Source organism: Streptomyces sp. NPDC096136 (assembly GCF_044763325.1).
GTDB lineage: Bacteria > Actinomycetota > Actinomycetes > Streptomycetales > Streptomycetaceae > Streptomyces.
Genome location: NZ_JBIWFZ010000021.1, coordinates 50,984 through 74,649 on the forward strand (window position 1 = coordinate 50,984; position 23,666 = coordinate 74,649).

The 23,666-nt window shown below is 75.5% G+C and carries 21 protein-coding genes; 11 read left to right on the top strand and 10 right to left on the bottom strand.

What is annotated here, in order from left to right:
• Window positions 1–46: 46 nt before the first annotated feature.
• The 5 genes from ACIRBY_RS31360 to ACIRBY_RS31380 all read right to left on the bottom strand — a co-directional run bounded on the left by ACIRBY_RS31360 (window position 47) and on the right by ACIRBY_RS31380 (window position 7,876).
• Window positions 47–2,320 carry a molybdopterin oxidoreductase family protein gene (locus tag ACIRBY_RS31360; RefSeq protein WP_403906988.1) on the bottom strand — a complete coding sequence of 758 codons (2,274 nt, stop codon included), beginning with the start codon at window positions 2,318–2,320 and terminating at the stop codon, window positions 47–49.
• Window positions 2,321–2,488: 168 nt separating this feature from the next.
• Window positions 2,489–3,109: a TetR family transcriptional regulator gene (locus ACIRBY_RS31365; protein ID WP_403907151.1), complete on the bottom strand. Its 621-nt coding sequence runs from the start codon at window positions 3,107–3,109 to the stop codon at window positions 2,489–2,491.
• A gap of 20 nt (window positions 3,110–3,129) precedes the next feature.
• Window positions 3,130–4,470, bottom strand: a complete 1,341-nt coding sequence (locus ACIRBY_RS31370) for a hypothetical protein (RefSeq protein WP_403907154.1) — start codon at window positions 4,468–4,470, stop codon at window positions 3,130–3,132.
• Window positions 4,471–4,622: 152 nt separating this feature from the next.
• Window positions 4,623–5,441, bottom strand: a complete 819-nt coding sequence (locus ACIRBY_RS31375) for a hypothetical protein (RefSeq protein ID WP_403907157.1) — start codon at window positions 5,439–5,441, stop codon at window positions 4,623–4,625.
• 92 nt (window positions 5,442–5,533) lie between these two features.
• Window positions 5,534–7,876, bottom strand: a complete 2,343-nt coding sequence (locus tag ACIRBY_RS31380) for a right-handed parallel beta-helix repeat-containing protein (protein WP_403906990.1) — start codon at window positions 7,874–7,876, stop codon at window positions 5,534–5,536.
• Between the two features lie 184 nt (window positions 7,877–8,060).
• Here ACIRBY_RS31380 and hmgA point away from each other — a divergent pair, with 184 nt between their 5' ends.
• Window positions 8,061–9,374: a homogentisate 1,2-dioxygenase gene (gene hmgA / locus ACIRBY_RS31385; protein ID WP_403906993.1), complete on the top strand. Its 1,314-nt coding sequence runs from the start codon at window positions 8,061–8,063 to the stop codon at window positions 9,372–9,374.
• A gap of 71 nt (window positions 9,375–9,445) precedes the next feature.
• On the top strand, window positions 9,446–10,195 hold the full coding sequence (locus tag ACIRBY_RS31390; protein ID WP_403906996.1) for a GntR family transcriptional regulator: 750 nt from the start codon (window positions 9,446–9,448) through the stop codon (window positions 10,193–10,195).
• 21 nt (window positions 10,196–10,216) lie between these two features.
• Here ACIRBY_RS31390 and ACIRBY_RS31395 read toward each other — a convergent pair whose 3' ends face one another.
• The gene (locus tag ACIRBY_RS31395; RefSeq protein WP_362065136.1) at window positions 10,217–10,387 is read right to left on the bottom strand and encodes a hypothetical protein; all 171 of its coding nucleotides are present in this window, start codon (window positions 10,385–10,387) and stop codon (window positions 10,217–10,219) included.
• Between the two features lie 150 nt (window positions 10,388–10,537).
• On the opposite strand from ACIRBY_RS31395, the gene ACIRBY_RS31400 reads away from it, so the two are divergent.
• Complete coding sequence (locus tag ACIRBY_RS31400) at window positions 10,538–11,659, top strand: type ISP restriction/modification enzyme (protein ID WP_403907160.1); 1,122 nt, start codon at window positions 10,538–10,540, stop codon at window positions 11,657–11,659.
• Between the two features lie 438 nt (window positions 11,660–12,097).
• Here the strand turns inward: ACIRBY_RS31400 and ACIRBY_RS31405 are convergent, their stop codons facing one another.
• Entirely contained in the window at window positions 12,098–12,823 is a 726-nt protein-coding gene (locus tag ACIRBY_RS31405) for a TetR/AcrR family transcriptional regulator (protein WP_403906998.1), read from the bottom strand.
• An 82-nt stretch (window positions 12,824–12,905) separates the two neighbouring features.
• Here ACIRBY_RS31405 and ACIRBY_RS31410 point away from each other — a divergent pair, with 82 nt between their 5' ends.
• The 3 genes from ACIRBY_RS31410 (at window position 12,906) to ACIRBY_RS31420 (ending at window position 15,929) form a co-directional block, all read left to right on the top strand.
• Window positions 12,906–13,880 carry an ATP-binding cassette domain-containing protein gene (locus tag ACIRBY_RS31410; RefSeq protein WP_403907000.1) on the top strand — a complete coding sequence of 325 codons (975 nt, stop codon included), beginning with the start codon at window positions 12,906–12,908 and terminating at the stop codon, window positions 13,878–13,880.
• Window positions 13,877–14,665 carry an ABC transporter permease gene (locus ACIRBY_RS31415; protein ID WP_403907003.1) on the top strand — a complete coding sequence of 263 codons (789 nt, stop codon included), beginning with the start codon at window positions 13,877–13,879 and terminating at the stop codon, window positions 14,663–14,665. The genes ACIRBY_RS31410 and ACIRBY_RS31415 overlap by 4 nt, the downstream gene beginning before the upstream one ends.
• A 67-nt stretch (window positions 14,666–14,732) precedes the next feature.
• Window positions 14,733–15,929, top strand: coding sequence for a CaiB/BaiF CoA transferase family protein (locus ACIRBY_RS31420; protein ID WP_403907005.1), 1,197 nt, complete (start codon window positions 14,733–14,735; stop codon window positions 15,927–15,929).
• 115 nt (window positions 15,930–16,044) lie between these two features.
• Here ACIRBY_RS31420 and ACIRBY_RS31425 read toward each other — a convergent pair whose 3' ends face one another.
• Complete coding sequence (locus ACIRBY_RS31425; protein WP_390689946.1) at window positions 16,045–16,314, bottom strand: hypothetical protein; 270 nt, start codon at window positions 16,312–16,314, stop codon at window positions 16,045–16,047.
• A 271-nt stretch (window positions 16,315–16,585) separates the two neighbouring features.
• Here ACIRBY_RS31425 and ACIRBY_RS31430 point away from each other — a divergent pair, with 271 nt between their 5' ends.
• Complete coding sequence (locus ACIRBY_RS31430) at window positions 16,586–18,256, top strand: serine/threonine-protein kinase (protein ID WP_403907008.1); 1,671 nt, start codon at window positions 16,586–16,588, stop codon at window positions 18,254–18,256.
• Here the strand turns inward: ACIRBY_RS31430 and ACIRBY_RS31435 are convergent.
• Entirely contained in the window at window positions 18,226–19,026 is an 801-nt protein-coding gene (locus ACIRBY_RS31435) for an SGNH/GDSL hydrolase family protein (protein WP_403907163.1), read from the bottom strand. The genes ACIRBY_RS31430 and ACIRBY_RS31435 overlap by 31 nt on opposite strands.
• A gap of 206 nt (window positions 19,027–19,232) precedes the next feature.
• Here ACIRBY_RS31435 and ACIRBY_RS31440 point away from each other — a divergent pair, with 206 nt between their 5' ends.
• Window positions 19,233–20,327, top strand: coding sequence for a DUF5925 domain-containing protein (locus ACIRBY_RS31440; protein ID WP_403907010.1), 1,095 nt, complete (start codon window positions 19,233–19,235; stop codon window positions 20,325–20,327).
• 182 nt (window positions 20,328–20,509) lie between these two features.
• Here ACIRBY_RS31440 and ACIRBY_RS31445 read toward each other — a convergent pair whose 3' ends face one another.
• Window positions 20,510–20,899: a GntR family transcriptional regulator gene (locus ACIRBY_RS31445; protein WP_403907013.1), complete on the bottom strand. Its 390-nt coding sequence runs from the start codon at window positions 20,897–20,899 to the stop codon at window positions 20,510–20,512.
• Window positions 20,900–20,954: 55 nt separating this feature from the next.
• Here ACIRBY_RS31445 and ACIRBY_RS31450 point away from each other — a divergent pair, with 55 nt between their 5' ends.
• From ACIRBY_RS31450 to ACIRBY_RS31460, 3 genes are all read left to right on the top strand, one after another.
• On the top strand, window positions 20,955–21,911 hold the full coding sequence (locus ACIRBY_RS31450) for a GNAT family N-acetyltransferase (protein WP_403907015.1): 957 nt from the start codon (window positions 20,955–20,957) through the stop codon (window positions 21,909–21,911).
• Entirely contained in the window at window positions 21,908–22,390 is a 483-nt protein-coding gene (locus ACIRBY_RS31455) for a DUF402 domain-containing protein (protein WP_403907017.1), read from the top strand. Before ACIRBY_RS31450 ends, ACIRBY_RS31455 begins: the two co-directional genes overlap by 4 nt.
• Window positions 22,391–22,605: 215 nt before the next feature.
• On the top strand, window positions 22,606–23,664 hold the full coding sequence (locus ACIRBY_RS31460; RefSeq protein ID WP_403907019.1) for a lytic polysaccharide monooxygenase: 1,059 nt from the start codon (window positions 22,606–22,608) through the stop codon (window positions 23,662–23,664).
• Window positions 23,665–23,666: the final 2 nt, after the last annotated feature.

Below are 23,666 nucleotides of genomic sequence, written 5' to 3' on the forward strand. Positions count from 1 at the left end.
GGCCAACAAGACGTCCGCGCGTGAGCAATACGAGCAAAACCCCAGCTCAGGGCAGGGGTGTCAGGGTGACGGGGAACCCGTTGAGCACCGCGGTGCCCGACAGCGGGTCGAGGCGGCTGCCGTCGAGGAGCTGGTTGACGTTGACGCCCGGCTCGGCGCCGGCCACGGCGAGCCGGGTGCCGCCGCGGTCGTGGCCCCAGCCGTGCGGGAGGCTGACCACGCCGGTGCGGACGGTGTCGGTGACCTCCACCAAGGCGTCCACGCTGCCGCCGTCGGCGGTGACCCGGGCCCGGCCGCCGTCGGCGAGGCCCAGGCGGTCGGCGTCCCGGGGGTGGACCTGGAGGGTGCAGCGGTTGGAACCTCCGACGAGGGCCGGGACGTTGTGCAGCCAGCTGTTGTTGGACCGCAGGTGGCGGCGGCCCACGAGCACCAGGGCGGCGGGGCGTTCGGCGAGCGCCGCGCGCAGCCGGGGGAGCTCGGCCGCGATCGGCGCCGGCAGCAGCTCGATCCTGCCGCTGCGGGTCCTCAGCAGGCCGGGGAGCCGCGGCCGCAGCGGACCCAGGTCGATGCCGTGCGGGTGCGCGAGGAGCCGCTCCAGGCTGAGTCCGCCCTCCACCGCCCCGGACCCGGCCGCCCCGGACCCGGCCGCCCCGGACCCGGCGGCGCCGAACAGGTCGCCGTACGGGCCGAGTCGGAGCATCAGGTCGAGTCTGCGCTCGGGGCCGTTCTCGCCGGTGAGCAGTCCCGCGAGGCGGTCCGGGTCGGTTCCGTGCAGGGGGGAGTGCCGGTCGGCGGTCTCCTTCGCGAGGGCGGCCCGGATCGCCATGTCGTCGACGGCGGAGGGCTCGGCGGAGCCGTGCGTGCCGGAGACGGCCAGGACGAGGCGGGCGAGGATCTCGCACTCGTCGAGCCGGTCCGCTTCCAGGGGCACGGCGGGCCGGGTGTAGCGGACCTGGTTGCGGACGGCGAACCCGTTGAAGGCGAAGTCGTGGTGCGCGCTCTGGGAGGGCGGCGGCGGGGGCAGGACGACGTGGGCGTGGCGGGAGGTCTCGTTCAGATAGGGGTCGACGCTCACCATGAAGTCGAGCCCGGCCAGGGCCGCGTCGAGCCGCCGGCCGTCGGGGGCGGACAGCACGGGGTTGGCGGCGATGGCGATCAGGGCGCGGACGCGCCCCTCCCCCGGCGTTTCGATCTCCTCGGCCAGGGCGGCGGTGGGCAGTTCGCTCTTGACCTCGGGATGACCGCTGACCCTGCTGTGCCAGCGGCCGAGCGCGAACCCCCTGCCGGGCCCGGCGGGACGGGGCCGCGGGCCGGTGGCGGGGAGCGGGAAGAGGGCTCCGCCGGGGCGGTCGAGGTTGCCGGTGAGGACGTTCAGGACGTCGACGAGCCAGCTCGCGAGCGTCCCGTACTCCACGGTGCAGCTGCCGATCCGCCCGTAGACGGCGGCGGTCGGCGAGGCCGCGAGCTCCCGGGCGAGGGTGCGGATCTCCTCGGCCGGCAGGTCGCAGGCGGGGGCGACGGCCTCGGGAGTGAAACGGGCGAGGGCCTCGGCGAGTTCCCCGAGTCCTTCCGTGTGTTCCGCGAGCGGGCCGGGCTCGGCGGGCTTCTCCTCCAGGAGCGTGTGCGCGAGCGCGGCCAGCAGCAGGGCGTCGCTGCCGGGGCGCGGTGCGAGGTGCCGGTCGGCGAGCCGGGCGGTGCGGGTGCGGCGCGGGTCGACGACGACGAGGGTGCCGCCCCTGGCCCGCAGGGCCTTGAGCCGGCCGGGGAAGTCGGGGGCGGTGCACAGGGAGCCGTTGGACTCGACGGGGTTGGCGCCGATCAGCAGGAGGAAGTCCGTGCGGTCCAGGTCGGGCACCGGGATGGCGAAGGGGTCGCCGAACAGGAGCCCGCTGGAGACGTGCTTGGGCATCTGGTCGAGGGTGCTGGCGGTGAAGAGGTTGCGGGTGCCCAGGGCGCCGAGGAGCAGGGGCGGGTAGAGGGCGCCGGCCATGGTGTGGACGTTGGGGTTGCCGAGCACGACCCCCACGGACTGGGCGCCGTGCTCCCGGACGAGGGCGGGGACGGCGGCGGCGACGGTCTCGAACGCCTCCTCCCAGCTCGCTTCCCGCAGCTGTCCGCCGCGCCGGACGAGGGGGGTGCGCAGCCGGTCGGGGTCGGCGTCCAGGGCGCCGAAGGCGGCTCCCTTGGGGCAGACGAAGCCGCGGCTGAAGACGTCGTCGCGGTCGCCGCGGGCGCCGGTGACGGTGGTGCCCTCGATGGTGAGGGTGAGGCCGCAGGTGGCCTCGCAGAGGGGGCAGATACGCGGGGCGGTGCGGGGCATGGACCCTCCTGGGACGGCAGGCGGCGACGCGGACCGGCGGAACCGGCGGGGCGCGCCGCGCGGCGCGGGCCCGCGGGCGCCCCGAGCATACCGACCGGTAGGGAGGGTGGGGAGGGGGTTGCGGCAGCCCGTCCGGCCCCACTGGGCGGGGCGGCGGGGGCGGCCGTGTCAGTCCAGGACGCCGGCCAGGTAGGCGTGCATCATCGCGCGGGTCTCGTCGATGATCCCGGGGTCCCCCGCCGGGCCGGACCGGAAGGCCAGCTGGACGAGGGCGTCGGTCGCCTCGACGGCCACCAGGACCGCCCGTTCGAGGGCCGGGTCGGGGGTGAGCCCGAGGTGGGCGCACAGGAGCCCGGTGAGGCGGGCCGCGACCTGGTGGTTGGGGTCGGCGGCGGGGCCCTCCGCGGGCGGGGCGGGCACCCCGAAGTCGACCAGGGCGAAGCCGGGGACGGTCCGTTTCATGGCCAGGTACTCGTCGAGCACGGCGTCCACGACGGGCCGCCAGTGGGCGGCGGGGAGCACGGCGAGCCGCGCGGTGACGCCCTCGGCGTACCGGTCGAGGTTGCGCTGGGCCAGGGCGGCGGCCATCGCCCGCTTGTTGCCGAAGAAGCGGTAGACCGAGCCGATGGGGACGCCGGCGCGCAGGGCGACGGCGCGGGTGCTGAGGTTCTCGTACCCGGTCTCGTCGAGGAGTTCGGCGCAGGCGTCGAGGATCCGGGCGAGGCGGTCGGCGCTGCGCTGCTGGACGGGGGCCCGGCGCAGGGGGTGGGCGGGAGGCACGGGATCCATCATGCCCTTCCTGGCGGGGCTCAGTTCAAGAGGAGGGTGAGCCCGCCGATCGTGTACGTGATCATCAGCGCCAGCAGGGGCAGTTGTCCGGCGACGGCCTTGGCCGGAGGGAAGAGGCGTACGGAGCGGTCGTGCGCGGCGATCACACCGAGTACGTGCCCGGCGACGACGGCGACGACCTGGAGGGCGGCGAGGCCGCCGGGACCCAAGGGGGGACTGGGTTCGGGGGCGTTGTCAGTGCCCAGTGCCATGCTTACCGTGCGTGGTCCTTCGGTGACGAGGAGGGAGAAGTAGTGGGCGATGAGATAGCCGAGGGCGATCGGCACGAGTGAGTGCGCGAAGGCGGTCAGCGGGCGGGGGTGCGGGCCGCTGACGAGGCGGGTGGCTCCTGCGCACAGGCAGTACAGGGTGGCGACGAGGACGACGGAGGCGAGCAGTCCGAGCGTGGCCGCGGCGGGGCGGCCGAGGGGGGAGGTCTGAGTGGCGTTGATCCAGGAGGGGTTGTCGGAGAAGCCGTCGTAGGCGGTGGAGCCGAGCAGGACGCAGACGGTGGCGACGAGTCCGGGCCGCTCGGGCGTCGCGTCGAGTCCGTGGAAGGGGTTGCGCAGGACGAGGCGGCCGTCGTCACGGCGGCCCAGGGGGGAGAGCCGGGACAGGAGGTCGGAGTAGGCCTCGAAGGCGTCGGCGCCGGTGAACCAGCCCTCGCCGAAGCGGGCGGCGAGCAGCAGGTGCACGGCGGCGTAGCAGGTGAGGGCGGTCAGGAGGGAGGTGGTGGACGCGGGATCCGGTGAGACCAGTTCGAGCCAGGTGAAGGCGAACAGTCCGGCGGCGGCGGGCCATTGGCCGAGTCCGGGCGGCAGGGGGCGGCCGGCTCCCGGCGGGCGGCGGCGGGCCCGGCTGAGGAGGCGGTGCAGGGTGCGGAGCGGGTTGAGCAGGCGCCAGACGGGGCCGAGGAGGAGGGAGGCGGGCACGAGTCCGACCCACAGCAGGACGTAGACGGCGCCCGGGGCGGGGTTGCGGGCGGGGTCGTCGGGACCGAGGAGGAGGTGGAGGAGCACGGCGAGGGCTGCGGCGAGACCCAGCCCGCGCAGGGCGGTGCGGGTGGCCGGCGCGTCGGCCACCCGCTGGAGCCCGGCGGGCAGGGCGAGTCCGGAGCGGTCGCCCCGGAAGCGGGACGCGGACCAGAGCAGGCCGAGCGCGAGGAAGGAGACGAAGAGCGCGGCGAAGGCGCCGGCGAAGGCGTAGAAGGGGGAGATCGGCAGGTCGTGCTGGGAGCCGATCCCGTGCGCGAGGAGGGTCGACGGGTCGGCCGGGTGGAGGACCACGCCCTGGCCGGACCCGGGGGCCGGCCCCGGCAGCACGCCCGGACCGGCTGCACCGGACGCGGCCGGAAGCGAGCCGGCCGGGAGCGGCCCTGCCGGGAAGGGCCCGGCCGTCAGGGCCTCCGGCCGGCCGGGGCCCGGGCCGGCCCCGTGCGGGAGGGGCGCCGGGAGGGCTGCCGTGTGCCTGGGGGTCATCGGACGAGGAGCTGGGTCAGGACGAGTCCGGACTCGTGGGTCTCGACCTCGAAGAGGCCCGTGCGGTCGGCCGTCAGGACCAGGGTGGCCTCCTGGCCCGCCGGCAGGGGGAGTTCCCTGTCGTAGCCGTGGACGTGCAGGGTGTCGGCGCGGTCGCTGGTGACGCGCAGGGCTATCCGTTCGCCGCGCCTCAGCTCGGTGCGGCCGGTGGGCGGGGACACCTTGCCGTCCCGGACGGTGAGGGTGACGGTCCGGTCGGCCTCGGGTGCCTGCGGGGGTGCCGGGGAGCCGGTCGGGGCGGGTGCGGGGTGGCTGTGGGCGTCCTGGCCCGGGGGGCCCGCGGTCAGCTGCACCGTCGACTCGACCGGCTTGCCGGCGACGGCCCAGGCGGTGTGGTCGTCCGCGTAGAGGCGGACGGTCAGGGTGTGCGGGCCCTGGGGCACCTGCGCCGCGGGCAGGTGGAACCAGGGGCCGTACACGCGGGCCAGCTTGTGGCCGTCGAGTTCCAGGTGGGCGTGGCCGGCGCCGGGGAGGGCGGCGCCGCCGGTGCTGTCGGGGGTGAAGCGGAAGCCGGTCACGGCCAGCTGGAGGTTCCAGCCGTCCTCGGAGTCGGGGCGGGCGGTGAGCCGTACCGCCGGTGCGCCCTGGGCCGGTACCTCGCGCAGGCGGTGCCCGCTGCCGTCCTGGGCGTCGAGCAGGGTGCCGGCCTCGCCGGAGGCCTGCTGGTGGGTGGTGCCGGGTTTGTGGTGGGTGGTGGCGCGGCCGCCGCAGCCGGTGGCGGCGGCGCCCACGAGCACCAGGAGCACGGCGGCCAGCGCGGCCGCGTGGGCGGGACGTCGGCGCGGGCTGGCCCGGCGGGCGGCGGCCCGGCAGGTGTCGCACGGGATGCGGGGCTCGGCGAGGTCCGTCACTGCGGGTCTCCGGGGGTCGTGCCGGGGCGGGGGGCCGCGGTGTCGCGGGCCGCGGTGTCGCGGGCCGGAGTGGGACCGGCCGGGGCGGGACCAGCCGGGGCGGGACCGGCCGGGCCGGGGCGGGGGGCCGCGGTGTCGCGGGCCGGAGTGGGACCGGCCGGGACGGGACCGGCCGGAGTGGGACCGGCCGGGGCGGGGCCAGCCGGGAGGGGACCGGCCGGAGTGGGACCGGCCGGGGCGGGGCCGGCAGGAACGGGGGTGCGGTCACCGGCGGGGTCATTGGCCGGGTCGCCGGCCGGGTCGGCGGGGTGGGCCGGGGTGGGCGGGGCGGCGGGGCGGGCGGAGGCCACGGCGGCCCACAGCACCCACACCACCGCGACGAGGGCCCGTATCCAGGCGGGGCTCAGCGGGATCCAGGGGATCATCAGGACGGCCTTGTCGAAGGCGTCGAGCAGGGTCAGGGCGCCCAGGAGCAGGGTGAGGCGGGCCAGCCAGGGGCGCTCGGGGCGCAGGGCCAGGCCGGTGCCGGTCCACCACAGGCCGAGCAGGAGCAGGGCCAGGGCCGGGACGGGGGTGTGCGTCAGGGACGTCGTGGAGCCGGCGACGTCCAGGGCCAGGCCCGCCAGGCCCGCCGCGGCGGCCGCCGTACCCAGCCGGGAGCGGCGCAGGCGGCGCCCCCACAGGACCCCGCCGACCAGCAGCAGGACCGCCGCCACCGCCAGCGCGATCTGGGTCTCGACCCGCTCCAGGCCCCGGGCGCCGTACCAGTCGCAGCCGGCGGGGAGCCTGCGGGCCTGGACGTTGTAGTCGGCGCAGACCAGCAGCTGGGTCAGCTTCACCGGTTCGCCCACGAGCCGGGCCGAGGAGCCGCTGACCCGGCCGCGCTCCTTCCCGCACTGCGGGAGGGTGCCCGGGGTGGAGCCGTCGGGTCCGTCCTGCCAGCAGTTCCCGCGGCCCTGGCCGTCCCACCACACGTCGCTGCCGTTGGGGCGGGAGGCGCCGGACCGGTCCTTGCCCAGGACGTTGCCCGCGTACCGGTTGTGATGGGAGGTGTCGGTCTGCTTGGACCACTTCTCCTCGCCGCGGATGAAGGCCGGCACGGCGCTGAGGAAGAACCCGGCCCGCCGGTGCCCGTAGACCCAGTTGTCCTCGTAGACGTTCCAGTTGCCGCCGGCGGTGATGATGCCGGTGCCCGGCGGCATGGAGATCTGCGGGCACACCACGCCCTGCTCGTAGCCGCGCTCGGCGGGCGGCTTGGCGCAGGTGCCGTCCGCGACGTAGTGGTAGTAGTCGGCGTTGTTGTCGTGGATCAGGTTCCGCTCGAAGCGGGCGTGGTTCTGCGGGAGGCCGGGATGGCCGGGGAAGGCGCTGTCCATCGAGGCGCCGCCCATGTTCTGGTCGAACTCGTTGTCGTGCACCCACACCGAGTCCCCGGCGGTGCCGGAGTAGCCGACCATGTTGTGGTGGCTGCGGCAGCCGGTGATCTCGATGGAGTAGCGGGGCACGTCGTAGCCGCGGCCGTCGTTGATGTTCGAGGCGCTGCCGGGGTAGATGCCGGAGTCCCCGTTGCCGTAGGACTCGCAGTTCTTGTAGAGCCCGTGGTCGCTGGCGAAGGTCAGGAAGCCGTACTCGTCGTTCCAGCGGGTCAGTACGTCGTCGATGGCGAAGCCGTCGGCCGCGAGCACGTACAGGGAGTTGAAGGTGGTGCGCTGCGCGGTGAAGTTGCGGAAGTAGACGCCGTCGGACCCGTCGGCGCGGATGGCGTTCAGCTTCTGGTACTTGGCGTCGATGACGACGTCCGTGCGGGCGGCTCCGGTGCCCTCGATCTGGAGGTCCTTCTTGCCGAGGATCGCGACGAGGTTCTGGTTGTGGCGGCACCGCTGCTGCTGCTCGTACGACAGGATCTGGTAGCCGAGCGCGGAGTCGGGGGCCTTGAGGTGCGCGCACTCCCCCGCGGGCTTGGGGAGCGAGGGCTCCTCCTCGTAGAGGCCGGGGAGGATCGCGATGTTCATCCCGGGCCGGTCGACGGCGTCCACGGCCTCCTGGAGGTGGCGGTACCCGCTCGTCGCGCAGCGCTCGTAGAGGGTGAGGTTGCGCTGTCTGAGCTGTTCGGGGAAGCCGGCGGTGCGGCGTTCGAAGTCGGCCCGGTCGGTCTTGCAGACCAGCAGGTCGGGCTCGGCGGCGCGGTAGCGCGGTACGGATCCGGAGCCGTCGGGGAGGGCGACGGGGCGCTCCTCGTGCGCGCGGGCTGCGGGCGCGGCGGCGAGGAGGGACAGGAGCGCGAGGAGGGCGGCGAGGAGCGCCGCCGGCACGGCAGGGAACCTGCGGGTCCACGACATGCGCGAGAGAGTAGAGCAATGTTCATCTTTTTGGATCCCCCCGTGCGCGATCCCGGCGGGCGGTGACCGGATCGTTGCGCGGACGGCCCCCGGCCGGGCCCTGGCCGGAAAGACGGCGTTGACGTGCGGCGCGCGGAATCCTACTGTCGACCATAGGATTCCTTCGACGGAGCGGGAGCAGCCCATGAGTGAGCAGGCCAGGAAGACGGCGCAGGCGCTGGAGTACCTCACCGGCTTCGGCAACGAGCACAGCTCGGAGGCCGTGCCCGGCGCCCTCCCGCACGGCCGCAACTCCCCCCAGCGCGCCCCCCTCGGCCTCTACGCCGAGCAGCTCAGCGGCAGCGCCTTCACCGAGCCGCGCCGCCACAACCGCCGCTCCTGGCTCTACCGCATCCGCCCCTCCGCCGCGCACCCGGCCTTCACCCGCGTCGACAACGGCGCCCTGCGCACCGGGCCCTTCACCGAGACCGTCGCGGACCCCAACCGGCTGCGCTGGAACCCGCTGCCCGACCCGGCCCCCGGCACCGACTTCCTGGCCGGTCTGTGGACCCTCGGCGGCAACGGCGACGCCACCCAGCGCACCGGCATGGCCGTCCACCTCTACTCCGCCAACGCCGACATGACCGACCGGGTGTTCAGCGACTCGGACGGCGAGCTGCTGATCGTCCCCGAGCGCGGCGGCCTGCTGCTGCGCACCGAGCTGGGCCTGCTCAGCGCCGGGCCCGGCGAGGTGGCGCTGATCCCGCGCGGCGTCCGCTTCCGCGTCGAGCTGCTGGACGCCGACGCCCGCGGCTACGTCTGCGAGAACTACGGCCAGCCCTTCGAGCTGCCGGACCTGGGCCCGATCGGCGCCAACGGCCTGGCCGCCGCCCGCGACTTCCGGGCGCCGGTGGCCGCGTACGAGGACAGCGAGCGCCCGACCGAGGTGGTCAACAAGTTCTGCGGCAACCTCTGGGCCGCGACCTACGACCACTCCCCGCTCGACGTCGTCGCCTGGCACGGCACGCACGTCCCGTACGTCTACGACCTGCGGAAGTTCAACGTCATCGGGTCCATCAGCCACGACCACCCCGACCCGTCCATCTTCACGGTCCTGACCTCGCCCTCCGACACCCCGGGCCTGGCGGGCGTGGACTTCGTGGTGTTCGCCCCGCGCTGGCTGGTCGGCGAGGACACCTTCCGCCCGCCGTACTTCCACCGGAACGTGATGAGCGAGTACATGGGCCTGATCGAGGGGGCCTACGACGCCAAGGCCGAGGGCTTCGTCCCCGGCGGCGGCTCGCTGCACAACATGATGTCCGCGCACGGACCCGACCGGGAGACCTTCGACCGGGCCAGCGCCGCCGAGCTCAAGCCGCAGAAGATCGACGACGGCCTGGCCTTCATGTTCGAGACCCGCTGGCCGATCACCGCCACCGCCCAGGCGGCCGGCGCGGACCACCTCCAGCGCGGATACGACGACGTCTGGGAGGGTCTGGAGCGCCACTTCCGCGCCTAGTATTCGCCCTGCCCCCGCACCGCTCCGCCAGCCGCCCCGACTGCGGAGCCAGCCCGTACGGAGAACCACCCGTGACCGCGTTCGCCCCCGACTCCCTGGTACTGAACCGGAAGCTGCCGCTCTGGTACCAGGTGTCACAGTCGCTGCGCGCCTCGATACTCGGCCGCACCCCGGACGCCTCGCTGCGCCTGCCGACCGAGGAACAGCTCGCCGAGCACTACGGGGTGAGCGTGCTGACGATGCGGCAGGCGCTCAAGGAGCTGGAGGGCGAGGGCCTCATCAGCCGGCACCGGCGGCGGGGCACCTTCATCGAGCCGGGCGCCCGCCGCAGCGCCCCGGTGCGGCTGCTCGGCTCGGTCGACGCGATCGTGGCCCAGCAGTCGGGCGAGCGGACGACGGTTCTCGGCCATGAGCGGACGCCGGTGTCCGGGGAGCTGCTGGAGCACTTCCCGGACCTGGCGGAGGTGGTCGCGTACCGCCGCCTGCGGCGCGACGGGCAGAGCGGGGAGCCCACGAACTGGGCGGAGAACGCGGTGCGCCCCGAGCTCGCCGAGGCGGTGGACCTCGCCGACCTGGAGCGCTGGCCGATGACCAAGGTGCTGCGCGACGTCGTCGGCGTGCGGATCAGCCGGATCACGGACACCGTCGAGGCCCGCCTCGCCGACCCGGAGACGGCCGAACTGCTCCAGGTGCCGCTGCTGAGCCCGATCCTGCACTGCACGGGCGTGACGTACGGGGAGGACGGGCGGGTGGTCGACGTGGCCCGGATCCGCTACCGGGGCGACCGGTTCTCCTTCACGGTCACCGTCGACGCGCCCTGAGCGGGCCCGCCTGGGCGCGCGCTACTTCTGCTGCTCGTTCTCCTCGGTGAGGCGCTCGCCCTCGGCCTGCGAGGGGGTGGTGCGCATCGTCTGGGGGTGGTGGCGCTGCTCCCTCTGCTTCTCGTCCATGTCCTCGTCGAGCCGCTCGCCCTCGGCCTGCGAGGGGGTCGAATACTCGTCGTACTGACTCATGGCCGACTCCTCGGTCGGTACGGATGCGAACGTACGTGACGGACGCGTACACAAGGAGCGTAACCCTTCGGCCAGGACACGGCCCGGCCCCGGCGGCCCGTCGCTACCATCGGCCGGGTGAGCGACGACGTACCGCTGCTGGACGATCTGATGCCCTGGTCCGTGAGCGGCCTGCGCCTGGGCCGCGCCTGGGTCGCGGCCCCCGATCCGGCGACGCTGCGCGCCCGCTGGACGGCTCTGACCGGGGCCGAAGGGCCGGAGCGCGAGGCGCTGTTCCGCCCGAGCCGGATCCGTACGCCCTCCGCCGGGGCGGCCGCCCTGCCGGGGCAGCGCTCGGCCACCGCCCGGTTCGCGGACGACCCCGGCCCCTTCCCGGACCCCGTACGGGTGCTCCGCGCTCCCTTCGACGAGCAGTGGCTGCTGCCCGACCAGCGGCTGATCGACGCGGCCCGCCCCGAGCTGTGGCGGGTCCTGGACGCGCAGCAGCTGTTCCTGCTGGAGGCCCCCGGCCCGTTGGTCACCGCCCACCTCCCGGCCGGCCGGCTCGGCCGGATCCGCCCGCTGCACCGGCGCCCGGGCGGCGCCGAACCGAACCTGGCGCCGGGCCTGCCGGCCCTGCTGGGCGCACGCCACGGCGGCTGGGCCGCCCCGGAGGACGTGCTGTGCTGGATCCTCGCCGCCGGGCGCCCCGGGCCCCGGGGGTACGAGGTCCCGCTCCCGGCCGACCCCGGGCGCTGGCGGGCCGGGCTGGAGCTGGGCCACCGGCTGCTGACCGTCCAGCTGCGCGGGGCGCGCGGCGGGGAGCCGCCCCGGCTGCCGGGCGGGCGCCGCCCGTACGTCCGGGCTGCGGTGACGGCCTGGCCGCTGGAGCTCGCGTACGACGCGGAGAGCGAGACGCTGTCGGTCGGGGACGGGGCCGTCTCCCCCGTCCCGGTGGGGGCCTGGGAGTACGAGGCGCAGGGCGTGCGGGTGCTGGAGTCCTGGTTCGCCGCCCGGAGCGCGCACCGGGATCCGGGAGTGCGGGGCCTGGAGGGGTTCGGGCCGGCCGAGTGGCCGCAGGCCTGGACGTCGGAGCTGCTCGCGCTGGTGACGACCCTGGCGCTGCTGGCCGATCTGGCGCCGGAGCGGGCGGCGTTCGCGCCCGGCCCGCTGCTCCCGGCCGCCGAGCTGGCGGCCGCCGGGGTGCTGCCGCCGCCGCGCTGGTCCCGCCGCCCGGCGTCGGTGCTGGACCACCAGGAGGAGGGGCCGGGAGGGCAGTTCGCGCTTCTCTGAGCCCCGGCCGCGGGTGCCGCGCACACCGGTCGGGGGCTTGGGCGCGGCAGCCGCACCCTGCCGACGGCCCCGTCGCGGGCTCGGCGGACCCCTGCGCCGGCCTGCGCCGGCCTGCGGCGCTGCTCCCCGCCCCGCCCTTCCCCCGTTCCCCGGGACTCCGCCCCGGACCCCCTGGGGGCCCGCCCCGGACCCCGCGCCTCGAACGCCGGCACGGCCGCAACCTGCCGCCCGAGGCCGGACCCCGCCCGGCCGGGGCCGGCGAACGCAGCGGCGGCCCCCTCGGGCTCCACCCCAAACCCGCGCCTCGAACGCCGGCACGGCCGGAACGCGCCGCCCGAGGCCGGACCCCGCCCGGCCGGGGCCGGCGAACGCAGCGGGCGCCGTGGGCGTGGGACGGGCAGGTCCATGGTGGTTGGTCGGGGCCGTCCCGACCCGGCCCTACGACCCCCACGCCCCCAGCAGCCGGATCACCGCGCGGTCGAAGACGGCGGCCATGTCCAGGCCCGCCCCCGGGACCGGGTCGCCGGCGGTGAGGGCCGCCGCGAGGCGCGGGTACTCCCCCGTCGCCAGCCGGGAGCCGAGCCAGGCCGTGCGGACGCCCTGTTCGGCGGCCTCGCTCCAGGGCAGTGAGCGGGCCCGTTCCGCCATGGCCAGCTCCCCCGCCACGAAGGTGGCCACCGTGCCGTTGACCGCGGCGACCAGCTCCAGCTTCTCCGCCCCCGACGCCTCCAGCGGCTCCAGGCAGGCCAGGCTGTGCTCCAGGTACCGCAGGGCGTGCGGGCTGAAGCCGTAGACCGGGCTCAGCAGCCGGGGCAGCCAGGGGTGGCGGCGCATCAGGGCCCGGGTCTGGCGGGCCAGGGCGAGCAGGTCGGCCCGCCAGTCGCCGGTCGGCGGGGTCAGCTCGTACTCGGCGCTGACGGCGTCGACCATCAGCTCGTACAGGTCCTCCTTGCGGGGGACGTAGTTGTACAGGGACATCGTCCCGGCCCCGACCCCGGCGGCCACCCGCCGCATGGAGACCGCCTCGATGCCCTCCGCGTCGGCGATCCGGACCGCCTCGGCCGCGATCGAGTCGCGGCTGTGCGCGGGCCGGGGCCCGCGGCCGGCCCGCTGCGGGCGGGCCCAGATCACTTCGGGTTCAGCGGGACGCCCGCCGGCTGCCATCGGTCACATCACCTCGTCGTCTCGCGACCCTCGCCACCATCTTAGTTACGTACACCGTACGGAGTGCGGTAGGGTGCGGCGCATGACGACTACGTACGCTGTACTTAGTGAAGGTCTGGAGAAGTCCTACGGCGAGGTCCGGGCCCTGAACGGGCTGGACCTGGCCGTCCCGGAGGGCACCGTCTGCGGACTGCTGGGCCCCAACGGCGCGGGCAAGACCACCGCCGTGCGGATCCTCACCACGCTCACCCCGCCCACCGCCGGGCGCGCCCGGGTCGCGGGCCACGACGTCGCCCGCGACCCGGGCGCCGTGCGCCGCTGCATCGGGGTCACCGGCCAGTACGCCTCCGTCGACGGGGACCTGACGGGCCGGGAGAACCTCCGGCTCTTCGCCCGCCTCGCCGGACTGCGCGGGCGCGCCGGGCGCGAGCGCGCCGACGGGCTGCTGGAGCGCTTCGGGCTCGCCGGGGCCGCCGACCGGGTCGCCTCGACCTGGTCGGGCGGAATGCGCCGGCGCCTCGACCTGGCCGCCGGGCTGATCACCCGCCCCCGCGTGCTGTTCCTCGACGAGCCCACCACCGGCCTGGACCCGGCGGCCCGCGAGCAGATCTGGACGGCGGTGCGGGCCCTGGCCGACGAGGGCACCACCGTGCTGCTCACCACCCAGTACCTGGAGGAGGCCGACCGGCTCGCGGACGACATCGTGCTCGTCGACCGGGGCCGGGCCGTCGCCACGGGCACGCCCGCCGTCCTCAAGTCCCGGATCGGCGCCCGCGCCGAGGTCACCGTCGCCGAGCCGCCCGCCCTCGCCGGCGCGGCCGTGGTCCTCGACCGGCTCACCCGCGGCCGGCCCGCCCTGGACGAGGAGCGCCTGACCGTCGGCGTGACCGTACTGGACTCCGCGCTCACCCTGCCCCGGATCATCCGCGAGCTCGACGCCGCCGGGATCCCGGTGACCGACGCGAGCCTGCGCCCGCCCACCCTCGACGAGGTGTTCCTGCGCCTCACCCGGATCCCTTCCGCCACCCGGGCGGACGACAAGGAGGACGCGGCATGACCACCCTGCTCCCGGACGGCGGCGCCGTCCTCGCCCGGCAGTTGCAGAAGGCCCGGCACGCCCCGGCCCTGCTGGTCCTGATGCAGACCATGCCGGTGACGATGCTGCTGTTCTTCGGCTACGTCTTCGGCAGCGCGCTCGCCATGCCCGGCGCCGAGTACCGGGAGTTCCTGGTGCCCGGGCTGCTGGCCGCCACGGCGGCGAACGGCCTGATGACCGGCATGTTCACCGCCGCGCAGGACGCCCACCGCGGGGTGATGGACCGTTTCCGCACCCTGCCGATGAGCCGGGGCGCCGTCCCGCTGGGACAGACGGCCGCCGACCTGCTCACCACGGCGGTGTCGATGGTCCCGCTGATGCTGGTGGGGCTGGCGATGGGCTGGCGGGTGGAGAACGGGCTGCCCGGCGCACTGGGGGCGCTCGGCGTCCTGCTGCTGTTCCGCTTCGCCTCCGCCTGGGCGGGCACCTACCTGGGGCTGCTGAGCCGCAGCGAGGAGGCCGCCGGCCAGCTGGGCAGCGCCACGTTCGTGCTGCCGATGCTGTCCAGCGCCTACCTGCCGACGGCGGGCCTGCCCGGCTGGCTGAGGACGGTCGCGGAGTGGAACCCGATCAGCTCCGTCGCCACCGCCGTGCGGGCGCTGTGCGGGAACGCGGGCGGCGCGGCCGCGCCGGGCGCGGCGTGGCCGGCGGCGCACCCGGTGGCGGGGGCGGTGCTGTGGTCGCTGCTGCTCCTGGCCCTGTTCGCGCCGCTCGCCACGCGCCGGTTCGCGCGCGGCCAGGGCTGAGCCCGCGTACGGGAGGGCTGCGGGAAGGGGGTGACAGACCCCGCCCCCACCCGGTAGGCAGGGGCCCATGGCTACCGAACCCCTCCCCCTGGCCGGCCTCACCGTCGTCGCCGTCGAACAGGCCGTCTCCGCCCCCTTCGCCACCCGCCAGCTCGCCGATCTCGGAGCCAGGGTGATCAAGGTGGAACGGCCCGACGGCGGCGACTTCGCGCGCGGCTACGACACCGCCGCCCGCGGCCTGGCCTCGCACTTCGTCTGGGCCAACCGGGGCAAGGAGTCCCTCTGCCTGGACCTGAAGGACCCGCGCGGCCTGGAGGTGCTGCACGCCCTGCTGGAGGACGCCGACGTGTTCGTCCAGAACCTGGCGCAGGGGGCCGCCGCCCGCCTGGGGATCGACGCGGCCGCGCTGTGCGCCCGCTACCCGCGGCTGGTCGCCGTGGACATCTCCGGCTACGGCGAGGGGGGCCCGTACGCCCACAAGCGCGCCTACGACATGCTCGTGCAGTGCGAGGCGGGACTGGTCTCGGTGACCGGGACGCCCGAGCGGCCCGTGAAGGCGGGCATCCCGGCCGCCGACATCGCGGCCGCCATGTACGCGTTCTCCGGGGTGCTCGCGGCCCTGCTGCGGCGCGGGACCACCGGGCGCGGCGGGCCGGTGGAGATCTCGATGCTGGAGTCGCTCGCCGAGTGGATGGGGCATCCGCTGCACCACACGATGCACGGCGGGGAGCAGCCCGTACGGATGGGCCTGGCGCACGCCGTGATCGCGCCGTACGACGCCTACGCGACGGCGGACGGGGACCGGGTCCTGCTGTCGGTGCAGAACGACCGCGAGTGGCGGCGGCTCGCCCGCGAGGTGCTGGAGCGGCCGGAGCTGGCCGAGGACCCGCGGTACGCGACCAACGCGGCCCGCACCCGGAGGCGGGAGGACACCGACGCGGCGGTGGCCGGGGTGCTGGGCAAGCTGCCGGCCGGGGAGGCCGTGGAACGGCTGGAGGCGGCCGGGATCGCCTGTGCGCGGCTCAACTCGGTGGCGCAGCTGGCCGGTCACCCGCAGCTGGCCGCGCGGGACCGCTGGCGGGAGGTGGACTCACCGGCGGGCCCGCTGCGGGCGCTGCTGCCGCCGATCGGGCTGCCGGGGGGCGCGGAGGCGCGGATGGGAGCGGTGCCGGCGCTCGGCGAGCACACCGACCTCCTGCTGCGCGCCCTGGGGATGACGGACGCGCGCATCGCGGAACTGCGCGGGGACGGTGTGGTCGCCTGAGGCCTGGGCGCCGGGGGATCCGGCGCGGTGCGCGCCGGAGGACGCCGGGGAAGGGGACGGGGCCGGGTGCAGCCGGACGGGCCGGCTGCGCTACGGGGACGGTCGCTGGGGACGGTTACGCGCGACGGCTGCCGAGGAGGGTGCGCCGCAGCCTGCGCAGCGGGGCGAACAGCGCGACGCGCGCGCTCCGGCTCCGCTGGACGTGGGTGTGGTCGCGCGAGGTGAGCTCGCGCATCAGCAGGGTCGCCTCGGCCACTTCGTGGCGCGGGGCGGCGGGTCCGCCCAGCACCGCGAGATGGCGGTCGAGGCGCGAGCTGACCGCGCTGCTCCCGCAGGTGATGGCAGGCACGCGGGGCGGCCTGCTGCGCATTGCTATCTGTTCCATGTCTCTCCCCACCCGTACGAGGGCACCCGGCCCGGGCAGGGTAACCCTATCGCCTGCGCAATGTCCTCGGGTATCCCGGTGGTGTGAATTACCCCTGTGAGTACGGGTAGTTGACGATTACTCAACGGAGTCGACCGTCACTCTCCGTACGAAATGCGGCACTTGGGGACACGCTCCGTGAGGGTCGCGAGGAGTGCCGTCACGACGGGGGCCACCGGAGGCCCGCTGCGCTAACTTGGAGTGATCACCCGGTGACGCAGGGGGGAATCGCGTGCGTGCGAACGAAAGCGGGGAGGCCGGGCGTGTCATCGCCGGCCGGTACCGGCTGCTCGGCCCACTGGGCCGCGGCGGCATGGGCGTCGTGTGGCGCGCCCGGGACGAGGTGCTGGCCCGGGAGGTCGCGGTCAAGGAGGTCCGGGCGCCCGCCGGGCTGGACCCGGACGAGGTCGCGCGGCTGTACCGGCGGCTGGAGCGGGAGGCCTGGGCGGCGGCCCGGGTCTCGCACCGCGGGGTCGTGACGGTCTACGACGTGGCCACCGAGGAGGACCGGCCGTGGATCGTGATGGAGCTGGTGCGCGGGCTCTCCCTGGCGGAGGTGCTGGAGGGCGAGGGACCGATGACCCCGCAGCGGGCCGCGCACCTCGGCGAGCAGGTGCTCGCGGCGCTGCGCTCGGCGCACGGGGCGGGGGTCCTGCACCGGGACGTGAAGCCCGCCAACGTGCTGGTCGCCAATGACGGCCGGGTGGTGCTGGGCGACTTCGGGATCGCGAGCCTGTCGGGCTCCTCTCCGATCACCATGACCGGTGAGGTGGTCGGCTCCCCCGAATACCTGGCCCCGGAGCGGGCGCTGGGGCGCGAGCCCGGCCCCGAGTCGGACCTGTGGTCGCTCGGCGTGATGCTGTACGCGGCCGTGGAGGGGGTCTCGCCCTTCCTGCGGGACGGCCCGGTGGCCACGCTGGAGGCCGTGGTGGACGGGGAGTTGCCCCCGCCGCGGCGGGCCGGCCCGCTGGCGCCGGTACTGGAGGGGCTGCTGCGCAAGGACCCGGCCGCGCGGCTGCCCGCGGCGGAGGCGGCCCGGATGCTGCGGATCGTCGGCGCGGGCGGCGCCGTCCGGGACCCGGGCGGGCCGGTGTGGGACCCCGGGGCTGCGACGGTGGTGGCGGCGCCGTACGAGGGGACGCACGAAGGGGCGTACGAGGGGCCCGCGGCCCCCTCGGCGCCCGCTCCCGCCCTCGCGCAGCCGTCGGGGCACGGCGGGGCCGGGGCGGTGCTGGCCGTCGGTGTGGTGGTGCTGCTCGGGGTACTGCTCCTGCTGGTGTGGCTGCTGGTGCGCGACACCGGGGGCGGGAGCGGTGCGGGCGGGCCGGCCGGGAGTCCGGCCGCCCCGGAGCGGCCCTCCGCGTCCGCGCCGGCTTCCGCGTCCCCGTCGCCGTCCCCGTCCGCGACCACGGGGCCCGCGCAGAACGTCACCCTGTACGCGCACACCCTGCGCGCCGCCTACGCCGGGAGCTGCCCGCCGCCGGCGACGGGCGTGCCCTCCTTCACCGCCACCATCGAGGTGGCCGTGACCCCCGTCGTGGTGGAGTACCGCTGGGCCCGGCTCGACGGGTCGACCTCCGCGACGCCGTGGCAGAGCATCACGTACGAGGCGGGCGGGGCGCGGACCCGTCAGCTCAACCACGACGAGCCCGTGGGCCGGGCGGGCGAGGACGTGCAGGACGCGGTGCGGCTGGAGGTGCGCGCCCCGCAGCTGAAGACCTCGCCCTGGATGGAGTTCTCCGTGGCCTGCGAGAGGCAGGCCCCGACGGGCGGGGCCTCCTCGCCCGCTCCCGCGAGCCCCTCGGGCCCGACCGCCGGGACGCCGGCGCCGACCTCCGGGTCGGCGCCGGCGGGGAGCCCGGCGGCCGGCCCTCAGGCCTTGCCGCTGAACACCGGGAGGTAGCCGCCGGACTGCCCGGCCGCGGTGGGGTGGTACGACTCTCCGATGTTGGTCCAGTTGACGCTGTGCAGCCACGCGTCCCCGGAGCAGATCTCGTGGCCGGTGAAGGCCCCGACGACGGAGGCGAAGGTGAATCCGTGGTCGGCGGCGCGCTTGGCGATGGCGGCGTTGAGGTAGTCGGACGCCCCGTTGATGGCGGAGCGCTCGCCCTCGGTGAGTCCGGCGATGCAGCTGCCGTTGAGCTGGTAGAAGCGGGGATAGCCGAGCACGACCACCTTGGCGGAGGGCGCGCGGCCGCGGATGGCGTCGTAGACCTGGTCGAGCCGGCCGGGGAGGGTGGAGTCGACGTACGCCTTGGCCTGGTTGACGCGGTTGACACAGGTGGACTCGGACTGGAGGACACAGGTCGTCATCACGTCCGAGAACCCTGCGTCGTTGCCGCCGATGGTGATGCTGACCAGGTCGGTGCCGGAGTTGAGCGGGCCGAGCTGGCCGGAGAGGACGTCACCCGTCCGGGCGCCCGAACAGGCGGTGAAGGAGAAGGTCTGCGGGGAGTGGGCGGCGGCCCACAGGGCGGGGTAGGCGCGGGTGGTGCGCTTGCAGTTGCCGCTGGCGCTGTCGTAGTTCCCGGCGCCGACGCCGGAGGAATACGAGTCGCCGAGGGCGACGTAGCCGAAGTCGGCCTGGGCGGAGGCCTGTCCGGCGCCGAACAGGGCGGCGCCCGCGGCGAGGACCAGGGAGGAGGCGAGGGCGGCGAGGCGCGACATTCTCATGCTCATGTGTGCGGCTCCTTGTGGGGGTTACTCCTCAGTCGTTGGTACAAGCAGCCGGGGATGGCCGGAAGTGTTCATGCCAAGAATTTTCGGGGCGGGGTTGGCGTCGGAATCTTCACGTCCGATGCGTTTGAAGGGGGAACCCGGCCACCCGATCCGGCGAAACACGGGTGCGGGAGCACAGTTCGTGCCGGATCATGGGCGCCATGCCAGCAGACCCGCATGACGCGCTGCCGATCCGGCTCCACGTGGACGACAGTGACTCACCGTCGGACGTCGTCGACGCGCTCTTCCTCGGCCGGTTCGCGACCGGCGAGCAGCCGTACGCGCACAGCGTCACCATCGAGCGGGTGAAGGCGGAGGCCACGCTGCTGCCCCCGCGGGCCACCGTGCTCCGCTCGGCGCGCGACACCGACCGCAGCGCCACGCTCGCCGAGGGCGAGGGCTGGACGGTGCTGGTCTCCCGCTGGAGCCGGGGCGCGGACGTGACCGTCACCGCCGTCAGCGACGAACTCGCGCAGCGGGTGCTCGGGGAGGCCGTGGAGGGTGCCCAGGACGAACCCGAACCCCAGCCGGACAACGTGACGATGGGCTTCTGGTACGTCTCCCCGCGCCGCGGTCCCTACCGGACGACCCGGCAGATCTCCGCCGGCACCTGGGCGGAGGTCCGGCCGAACTACACGGCTCCGGTGGCGGCGGCCATGGACCGGCTGATGAAGGTCACCCCGGACGACATCGCGGGACGGCTGCTGCTGTTGCACGGGCCGCCGGGGACGGGGAAGACCTCGGCGCTGCGGACGCTGGCGCGGTCGTGGCGGGACTGGTGCCAGGTGGACTGCGTCCTGGACCCGGAGCGGCTGTTCAACGACGTCGGCTACCTGATGGACATCGCGATCGGCGAGGACGAGGGCACCGCTAAGGGGCGGTGGCGGCTGCTGCTGCTGGAGGACTGCGACGAGCTGATCCGCGGGGAGGCCCGGCACACGGCGGGACAGGCGCTGTCACGGCTGCTGAACCTGACGGACGGGCTGCTGGGGCAGGGCCGCAACGTGCTGGTCGGGGTCACGACCAACGAGGACCTGGAACGGCTGCACCCGGCGGTGGTCCGGCCGGGGCGGTGCCTGGCCCGCATCGAGGTCGGGCGGCTGACGCACCGGGAGGCGGTGGAGTGGCTCGGGACCGACGAGGGGGTGTCCCGGGAAGGGGCGACCCTGGCGGAACTCTTCGCCCTGCGCCGCGGGACGGGGCCGGCGGCGGTCCTCCCGGCGCAGCCGCAGTCGGAGGCGGGACTCTATCTCTGAGCGGCCCCCGACGGCCGGGGCCGGAGGCCGCCTGCGGAGCGTCGCCGCACGGGGCGGGGTCCCCCACCCGCCCTTCGCCCGTTCCCCGGGGCTCCGCCCCGGCCCCCGATACCGTGCGCCCGGCGCCCGGTGCGCGCAAACGCCGCGCGGGCCGGAATGGCAGCGCGGCGGGGCCGGCGGGGCTACTTGGCCGCGTAGCGGGCCCGGAGGGCGGCGGTGGCCGCGGCGAGGGCTTCCGGTTCCGTGAGGCCCAGACGGTGCGCGCGGTCCGCGAAGGCCTGCGCGGCGAGGGCGGCCTCCCGCGAGGAGCCCTCCGCCGCCGCGACGAACGTCCCGTTGCGGCCCCGCGTCTCGACCACCCCGTCGGCCTCCAGCGCCCGGTACGCCTTGGCGACCGTGTTCGCCGCCAGGCCCAGCTCCTCCGCCAGGCCCCGTACCGTCGGCAGTTTGAAGCCCGCCGGAAGCCGGCCCGACCGGGCCTGGTCCGCGATCTGCGCGCGCAGCTGCTCGTACGGTGCCGCCGAGCCGGCCGCGCCGTCGAGCCTGATCCTGAGGGGGTTGGTCGAGGTCACGCGCCGATTGTAATTCGCAGGCGCCCAGGGCGGTTCCGCCCGTAACGTCGGCCGCATGACCCTCCCCGCCGTGCACGTGCGCGACCTGCGTCCCGACGACCCCGCCGACACCGGGGCCGTCGTACGGGTGCGCCGCGCCGCCCTGCCCTTCATGGTCACCACCCCCGACGGCGTCGCCTTCGAGCTCGGCTCCGCGCACCCGGGCGCCCACTACCGCCTCCTGATCGCCGAGACCGCCGACGGGCGCGCCGTCGGCACCGCCCAGGTCGGCCTCGCCCACGACAGCCCCGAACCCGGCCAGTCGTACGTCAACGCCCTCGTCGACCCCGCCCACCGCTCCCTCGGTGCCGGAACCGCCCTGCTGCGCGCGGCGGAGGAGCACCTCGCCGCGTGCGGGGCCGTGGACGCGTACGCCTGGGTGCTCGACGAGCCGGCGCACCGGGCCTTCGCCGAGCGGCACGGCTACCGCCCCAGCCGCTCCGCGCACTTCCTGCGCCTGGACCTGGCGGCGGACACCCTCCCGCCGCTCCCCCGCACCCTGCCCGCCGGGGTGGAACTGCGCCCCGCCTCGGCGTTCGCCGCCGACCCCCGGCCGCTGTTCGAGGCCGACGCCGAGGCCACCGCCGACGAGCCCGGTGACGTCCCGGCCGCCCTCGACGACTACCAGGACTGGCTGGACGGCGTCTGGCACGACCCCACCCTCGACCACGATCTGACCTCGGTCGCACTCGTCGACGGGGCCGTCGCCGCCTTCTCCGCCGCCCGCACCGACGGCCGCACCCGCTACTCCTCGGCGATGACCGGTACCCGGCGCGCCTTCCGCGGCCGCGGTCTGGCCAAGCTCGCCAAGACGGACTCGCTCCGGCGGGCCCGCGCGGCCGGCTACACCGACGCCTTCACCGGCAACGACGCGGGGAACGGACCGATGCTCGCGATCAACAAGTGGTTCGGATACGAGATCTGCGCGACCGAAACGCGCTTCACGAAGAAGCTCGGAGGAGCCTCACGATGACCACCACCTGGACCATCACCCTCACCAAGGGCGGCCGGACCAAGATCGGCTACCCGGCGGTGCAGCTGGCCGACGACGGGGACCGGATCTCGGTGCGGGCCCCCTGGGCGGCCGAGGGCGTACGGGACTTCGGGTTCGTCCGCTTCGAGCCGGGCGACGTGTTCGTCGAGCACTTCTGGCGGACGCGCTGGTACGCGGTCAAGGAGGTCTGGAGCGGCGAGGGGGTCCTCAAGGGCTGGTACTGCGACGTCACGCGCCCGGCCGTCGTCCGCGAGGGCGGGATCCTCGTCGAGGACCTGGACCTGGACCTGTGGGTGTCGGCGGACGGGAAGACCGTCCTGCGGCTGGACGAGGACGAGTTCGCCGAGAGCGGGCTGGCCGCGAGCGACCCCGAGGCGGCGTCCCGGGCCGTACGCGCGCTGGACGCGCTGGAGGAGCAGGCCCGTTCGGCGGACGGGCTGACCGCCCTGCTGGGGTAGCCGGGCGGGGCTTGTCTGTGGGGGTGCTTAGGGGTTCCTTAAGCGGACCCTAAGGATCCTCTCCGGGGGCGTGAAGGCGACCGAACGGGCTTTCCCCCGGGCTAGCTTGGCCGGGCCAGCAAGGCCGCGGGAGGCGCCGGGCCCCGACGGGGGCGGCGCCGAAGCGGCCGGTTCCGCTGGTGCACCCCTGCCCCGCGCCCGAAGGAGCTCCGCCCATGCCCGCACGCCACCGCACCGCCGCCCGTATCGCCGCCGTCGGCCTCGCCCCGCTCGCGGTGGCCGCGTACGCGGCCGTCCCGGCGGCGGCCCACGGGTCGATGACCGACCCGGTCAGCCGGGTCGCCGCGTGCTACGCGGAGGGGCCGGAGGCGCCGAAGTCGCCGGCGTGCAAGGCGGCCGTCGCGGCGGGCGGGACACAGCCCCTCTACGACTGGAACGCGGTGAACATCGCGAACGCCGCCGGCAAGAGCAGGTCCCTGATCCCGGACGGGCAGCTGTGCTCGGCGGGCAACGCCAAGTACAAGGGGCTCGACCTGGCCCGCGCCGACTGGCCGGCCACCCCGATGACGGCCGGGGCGCACACCTTCCGCTACAAGGGGACCGCCCCGCACAAGGGCACCTTCGAGCTGTACGTGACGAAGGACGGGTACGACCCGTCGAAGCCGCTGAAGTGGTCGGACCTGGAGCCCGCGCCCTTCGCGAAGGCCACCGACCCGGGCATGCAGAACGGGGACTACGTGTTCGGCGGGGTGCTGCCGAAGAAGACCGGGCGCCACCTCGTCTACAGCATCTGGCAGCGCTCCGACAGCCCCGAGGCCTTCTACACCTGCTCGGACGTGGTCTTCGGCAAGGACGGCGGGAGCGGGACCGGGGCCGGGACCGGGACCGCTCCGGGCGCGGGCGCGGGCACGGGCGCGCCGAGCGCGTCCGCGCAGCCCTCGCGGCCCGCGTCCGCCGAGCCGCCCAAGGCGCCGACGGACCAGCAGATCTCCGACGGCGCCGGGAAGTCCACCGTGGAGCACGGGGGCCACGGCGACAACGACCCCAGGACGAACGGCCAGGGCGCCGCCTCCCCGATCGCCGCCGCACCGGTCTCCGCCCCGGTCCCCTCCCCCGCCGGCGGCAAGGAGGGCGGGAACCTCGCGGAGACCGGTGGGAACGGCGCCACCCCGGCGCTCGCGATCGCCGGCGCCGGGGTGGTGGCCGTCGGTGCGGCCGTGCTGTTCGCCGTGGCCCGCCGCCGGGCTGCCGGGGCGGGCCGGAGCGTGCGGTAGGG